The organism is Streptomyces sp. NPDC002265 (genome assembly GCF_040296125.1).
Lineage (GTDB): Bacteria > Actinomycetota > Actinomycetes > Streptomycetales > Streptomycetaceae > Streptomyces.
Map to the genome: position 1 here is coordinate 1 of NZ_JBEOWS010000472.1, position 6096 is coordinate 6096.

7 protein-coding genes are annotated in these 6096 nt (G+C 70.7%); all 7 read right to left on the reverse strand.

What is annotated here, in order from left to right; translation table 11 throughout:
- Positions 1–533: nitroreductase (locus ABT085_RS42775; RefSeq protein WP_351621526.1), on the reverse strand; the 533-nt coding region annotated here is incomplete at its 3' end.
- Positions 534–574: 41 nt separating this feature from the next.
- Positions 575–1228: a DNA alkylation repair protein gene (locus tag ABT085_RS42780; protein ID WP_351621539.1), complete on the reverse strand. Its 654-nt coding sequence runs from the start codon at positions 1226–1228 to the stop codon at positions 575–577.
- A gap of 83 nt (positions 1229–1311) precedes the next feature.
- Entirely contained in the window at positions 1312–2238 is a 927-nt protein-coding gene (ppk2, locus tag ABT085_RS42785; RefSeq protein ID WP_351621529.1) for a polyphosphate kinase 2, read from the reverse strand.
- A gap of 282 nt (positions 2239–2520) precedes the next feature.
- A complete protein-coding gene (locus ABT085_RS42790; RefSeq protein WP_351621542.1) occupies positions 2521–3087 on the reverse strand; it encodes an HD domain-containing protein in 567 nt (188 codons plus the stop codon).
- 152 nt (positions 3088–3239) lie between these two features.
- Positions 3240–3644 carry a VOC family protein gene (locus tag ABT085_RS42795; RefSeq protein ID WP_351621532.1) on the reverse strand — a complete coding sequence of 135 codons (405 nt, stop codon included), beginning with the start codon at positions 3642–3644 and terminating at the stop codon, positions 3240–3242.
- Between the two features lie 177 nt (positions 3645–3821).
- On the reverse strand, positions 3822–5018 hold the full coding sequence (locus tag ABT085_RS42800) for an NAD(P)/FAD-dependent oxidoreductase (protein WP_351621535.1): 1197 nt from the start codon (positions 5016–5018) through the stop codon (positions 3822–3824).
- Positions 5019–5156: 138 nt separating this feature from the next.
- On the reverse strand, positions 5157–6096 hold a 940-nt coding region (sigJ, locus tag ABT085_RS42805; protein WP_351621537.1), incomplete at its 5' end, for an RNA polymerase sigma factor SigJ.

The following is a 6096-nucleotide window of genomic DNA, read 5'->3' on the forward strand; positions in this document are numbered from 1 at the left end:
CCGACCGTCGTGCGGTACATCGTCCACATCACCTGGGGGCAGCTGTGCAGCCCTTCCGCCCTCAGCAGCAGCATGACGGTCTGCAGGTACATCCCCGCGTCCCCCCACTGTCCGCACCCCATCGTCTTGTCGAGGTAGCAGAACAGCACGACCGGGGCCCCGAACGCCTGGGTGTTCAGGGCGGCGATCCTCCTGGGCCGGTCGTGGTCGTCGCGCCTGACGCCCAGCGCGCGGTACCGCTGGTCGGCCGCGGAGGCAAGGCGGTCCAGGTAGGGGGAGGCCAGTTCGGCCGGGTACATCGGATACTCCCGCTCGTCGCCCGGGTCCCCCGCCAGCGCCCTGGCGGTCGCCCGTCGCTTCAGACCGGCCAGGGGCTCACCGGTCACGACGTACAGGCGCCATGGCTGGAGGTTTCCGCTCGACGGTGCCCGCCCCGCCGCGGCCAGCACCCTTTCGAGCACGTCCCGGGCCACCGGCTGGTCGCTGAACGCCCGCACGGACCGGCGGGTGTCCACGGCTTCGTACACATCCACGCCTTCTCGTCCTCTCGGCAGAGCGGCCGCTGTGATCTCGGTCAGGCCACCTTGCCGTCGGACCGCCGACGCACCATCTCGGTGATCCAGACCGGGGCGAACGGGGAGGTGCAGCCCGGGGACGTCGGGTAGTCCTTGAGGACCTCCAGACGCTCGCCGATGCCGACGGCGCGAGCGCGGTGCTCGGCGTGCTCGATGCCGATCTGCGCCAGACAGTTGTTCATCGCCCACTGCAACCGGTCCGGGGCGTCCTTCATCTCTGCCTCGATGACGTCGAGCAGTCCGGTCAGATCGAGACCCTCGGGCTTCTTCGCCACCCGCTCCGAGGTCAGCGCCCAGCCGGCGCTCGCCACCACCGGATCCGGGTCGGCGGACCAGGCCAGGCGCAGTTCCTCGGCGTGCGGGCTCTTCTTCACCACGTAGTTCACGAGCCAGTCGTGCACCTTGGGCGAGCGTGCCTGGCGCATCATGCCGTCCAGCTCGTCACGCTCGAACGCCCTGGGGCGACAGACGAGCAGCGCCAGCAGTCGCGCGGCGGTGTCGTCCGTCGCCCACAGCCCGCGGGCGAGTTCCTGCTGCGTCCTGAGCCGCTTCGCGAGCGCGCGCAGCTTGCCGAGGTTCACACCGTGATCGTCACCGTGTCTCTCGTTCACGGCGCGTGCCCGCGGATCCTCGAGGGCGGCCAGCTCGGCCATCACCTGGGCGACGGTCGTCTCGTTCGGCGGGGTCTCGGCCACCTCGGGGCCCTCCTGTACGTCCGGTGCGGGCGGGCCTCAGCCTACGCGGCGCCGTCGGCCGCCCCTTCCGTCCGCGCGCCCGCCCGGTGGCCGTGATCGTCCTCGCCCGCCTCCAGCAGGTTCGCGGCCGCGCCCACGATGCGCGGATCGGGGCTGCCGACGACGTCCGCGTCCTTGTCGGTGTAGTCGAAGCGGGCGAGGACGCTGCGCATGGCCTCGACCCGGGCCCGCTTCTTGTCGTTGCTCTTCACCACGGTCCAGGGCGCCTGGACGGTGTCCGTCTCGCGGAACATGGCGACCTTGGCGGCGGTGTAGTCGTCCCAGCGGTCGAGCGAGGCCAGGTCGATGGGGCTGAGCTTCCACTGCCGTACGGGATCGACCTGGCGGATCGTGAAGCGGGTGCGCTGCTCGCCCTGCGACACCGAGAACCAGAACTTGATCAGGTCCACTCCGTCGTCGACGAGCATCCGCTCGAACGCGGGCGCCTGCCGCATGAAGCGCCGGTACTCGTCGTCCGAGCAGAAGCCCATGACCCGCTCGACACCGGCCCGGTTGTACCAGGAGCGGTCGAACATGACGATCTCGCCCGCCGTCGGCAGATGCTCGACGTACCGCTGGAAGTACCACTGTCCGACCTCGCGCTCGGTCGGCTTCTCCAGGGCCACCACCCGGGCGCCTCGCGGATTGAGATGCTCGGTGAAGCGCTTGATCGTGCCGCCCTTGCCGGCCGCGTCGCGCCCTTCGAAGACGATGACCAGGCGGCGCCCGCTCTCCTTGATCCAGCTCTGGAGCTTCAGCAGTTCGATCTGCTGGAGCCGCTTGTGCCAGTCGTACTCCTTGCGCTCCATGCGCTCCTGGTACGGATAGTTCTCCCGCCAGGTGTCCACCGGGATGCCGTCCGGCCCGATCAGTACGGGATCGTCGTGGTCGCTGTAGTCGACGGTCAGGCCCGCCAGCAGTGCTCTCATCGTGTCGCTCCGCCTTGGTCTCAGTGGAACTGCGGCAGGATCGGATGGATGCCGTACGTGACCACGCTCGCGCAGACCGGGGGGCAGGTCCCTGCCCGTGTGGGCCCGAGGACGTGAGTGCCGTCGTCGTCCCTCGCGCGCGGTCCCGACCTGAGCAATACCCAGGAGACCGCGTGCGAAGACCACGGCGAAGGTGGCTCCAATGCTCACCGCTGTGACCTCAACGGTCCAGTTCACCTCCATCGTACGAAATTCATTTCGATTGCGACGGCGGTGCCACGCTCAGCCGTGGACCGGGAAACAGGACTGGAACGCCAGACGTCCGTCGGCCTCGTCCCCGATACGGGCCAGGACCTCGTCGAGCGCCATGAACTCCTCCCACACCGCACGGCCGCTCGCCTCGGCCAGCCGGGCCACGACGAGCTCCTCCAGGCCGGTGACGCGCTTGTTCTTCCAGATCTTGTCGGCGAGGCTGACCATCAGGTCCTCCAGACCGATGTGCGGCTGCGTCCAGGACGCATGGGTCGCGGCGAAGCGGGCCGACTCGGGGCCGAAACCGTGAGCGAGCAGCAGCGTCCGGCCGGCCTCCTCGTGGGCCGAGCCCGGCCCGGAGAGTTCCTCGGGGTGCAGCGTCTTTCCTATGTCGTGCGTCGCCGCCCCGAAGAGCACTGCCTCCCGGTCGAAGGCCGCCGCGGGACAGTGCTCTTCCAGCCAGTCGGCCAGCTGATGCGCGACGTCATGGACGGCCCGCAGATGGGCCGCCAGTCGCGGCGGGCTGCCGAGGTACGCCAGCAACTCCGCGACCCGGTCCGGCAGGGCGAGCAGGGGCGGACCGATCGCGCCGGTCATGGCCCGCGTCAGCGCGGTTTCGGTGGACACTCCGTCAGGTTACTTGCGGAGACGGCCAGTTGTGCCGATGTCGGCCCGCGGCGGATGCGCGTGACAGCGGGACCCGGCCCTGCGGAGTGCCGGGCCGGGGTGTGTCCCGGCCCGGCCCGGTCTCATGACGCCTTCGGCTCCGGCTGGTGGGTGTCGTAGGGCCGCGTGATGATCTCCATGCCGTGTCCGGCCGGATCCAGGAAGTACAGTCCACGGCCGCCGAAGTGGTGGTTGATCTCCCCCGGCTGCTTGCGATGCGGATCGGCGTAGTACGTGATCCCGTCCTGCCGGATCCGCTCGAAGGCCGCGTCGAACTCCTCGTCGGACACGAGGAACGCGTAGTGCTGCATGACGATCGACTCCGCCGGGATGGTGGCGAAGTCCAGGGTGACCCCGTTGCTGGTGGCCACCGGAACGAACGGTCCCCACTCGGCCCCGGCCTCGAGCCCCAGGATGTGCGCCAGGAACTCGGCCGACTCCCGGTTGTCCCGGGCATGGACGATGGTGTGATTCAACTCGACTGACATGTGTGGAATGCCTCCGTAAGGCAATCTCACAGGCGCCTCCATGCCTCACCCGGCCGGTGACCGACACGCGATGCCCTGCTTTTGATCCTAGCCAGGGCCCGCCCGCAGCGTCGAGGTCGGTTCCCGAACAGGGCCTGCCGACGGCCACCGCCGGGCGGGGCAGGGCATCCGGGCCGGTCAGACCGTCGTCGCAGCCGTCGAGTCCGTACGGGCCGCATCGCGTACGACGCCACGGCGCCGGGTCGGCATCCCGAGGGTCGGGTTGGCGACGGCCCAGGCCGCGCCCTTGCAGACCAGCTCCTTGTAGACGGCGGCCGACCGCCCGGTCAGCGCGGCCCGCACGGCGCGGTCGTCGGCGGTGACGTACTGGATCAGGCCTTCCCTGCGGCCCAGCGAGATGCACTGGTTGAAGTAGCGCAGCGGCACGTTCGGGAGCTTTCCGCCGGTGAGGCGGGCGGCGATGGCGTCGGCGGCCTGCCATGCCATGGGGGTGCCCGAGGCGCAGGACATCCGCAGCGGCTTGTCGCCGGGGCCGGTGGCCATGGCCGCGTCCCCGACGGCGTACACGTCGGGGTGCGAGACCGAGCGCATGGTCGCGTCGACCACGATCTGCCCGGTGTCGGTGACCTCCAGCGTAGTGGCCCGGGAGATCGGGTGGACGGCGAAGCCGGTGGTCCACACGGTGACCGCGGCCGGCAGGGACCTGCCGTCGGCGGTGGTGACCCGGTCGGCCGCCACCTCGGTGACGGCGGTGTGCTCGTGCACCGTGATGCCGAGCCCGCCGACGACCTTGTGCAGGTGCCGGCGCCCCTTGGGCGAGAGCCAGTCGCCGAGGCCGCCGCGGACGGCGAGGGCGATGTCGAGGTCCGGGCGGGCCTCGGCGATCTCCGTCGCGAACTCCAGGCCGGTGAGACCGCCGCCGACCACGACCACGGGCTGTCCGGCGTCCAGACGGGCCAGGCGTTCGCGCAGCCGGAGCGCTCCGGGGCGTCCCGCGATCTCGTGGGCGTGCTCGGCCGTGCCGGGGACGCCATGGGCGTTCCAGCCGCTGCCGAGGGCGTAGACGAGGGTGTCGTACTCCAGTTCCCCGGCGCCGTCCGCGTCGGTGACGGCGACCGTCCTGCGGTCGACGTCGACGGCGGTGACCTGCGCGAGCCTCAGTTCGACGCCGGTTCCCCCGAACATCTCCCGGAAGGGCCGGGGCCTGAGGTCCTGGCCGGTCGCGAGCTGGTGCATCCGGACGCGCTCGACGAAGTCGGGCTCGGCGTTGACGAGGGTGACGGCGGCGTCTTCGCGGCGCAGCCGCTTGGCGAGGCGCCCGGCGGCGATGGCGCCGGCGTATCCGGCGCCGAGGACGACGATGCGGTGCTGCATCTGCTGGCTCCTGTCTTGAGCGGATTCGCCACTTGAACCGGGCAGCCCGCTGTTTCCTGACAGGAACGCGTTGTGAAGCACCTCACACGGAAGCACCTCACACGGAAGCGCCTCGCGCGGAAGCGCCTCGCAGGGCGGTCAGAAGGCGGCGTCGAGCAGGGGTTCGCCGTGGTCGGTGGATGCCCAGCGCCGGGTGAAGCGTTCGAGTTTGTCGGGGTTGACCTGGTTGCGGAAGGCGGCGATGCCGTCGGCGGTGATCTCCAGGCACATGACGCCGATGACCCGGTCGTCGACGACCGCCACGAGGGCGGGGCCGCCGTTGACGGTCGTGGCGTGGACCACGGGCGATCCGCCGGCCAGGGCACGCTTGGCCTTGCTGGGCTTGAACAGCCCGCGCATGAAGGTGGCGACCGCGAGAGCGCCCTCGAAGGCCTTGGCGCGGGCCGGCACCTTCCCGCCGCCGTCGCCGATCGCGACGGCGTCCTGGGTGAGCAGACGGACGAGCTGATCGGTCCGGCCGCTGGTGGCGGCCGCGAGGAACTCGTCGATGATCCGCCGGGCGGCGGTCTCGTCGATCTCGGTGCGGGCCTTGCCGTCGACGACGTGCTTCCTGGCGCGGTGGAAGATCTGCTGGCTGGCGCCCTCGGTGATGTCGAGGATCTCGGCGATCTCCTTGTGCGGGTAGGCGAAGGCCTCGCGCAGCACGTACACCGCCCGCTCGCCGGGAGAGAGCCGCTCCAGCAGGGCGAGGACCGCGAACGAGACCGATTCGCGCTGTTCGGCGGTGTCGGCCGGCCCGAGCATCGAGTCCCCGGCGAGCAGCGGCTCGGGCAGCCACTGACCCACGTACGTCTCACGCCGGGCGCGGGCCGAGGTGAGCTGGTTCAGGCACAGATGCGTGAGCACCTTCGTCAGCCAGGCCTCGGGGACCTCGATCCGGTCGAGGTCGGCGGCCTGCCAGCGCAGGAACGTCTCCTGCACGGCGTCCTCGGCCTCGCTCGCGGAGCCGAGCAGGCGGTAGGCGATCGCCTCCAGGCGCGGCCTGGATGCCTCGAACCGGTCCACGTCGTTCATGGTC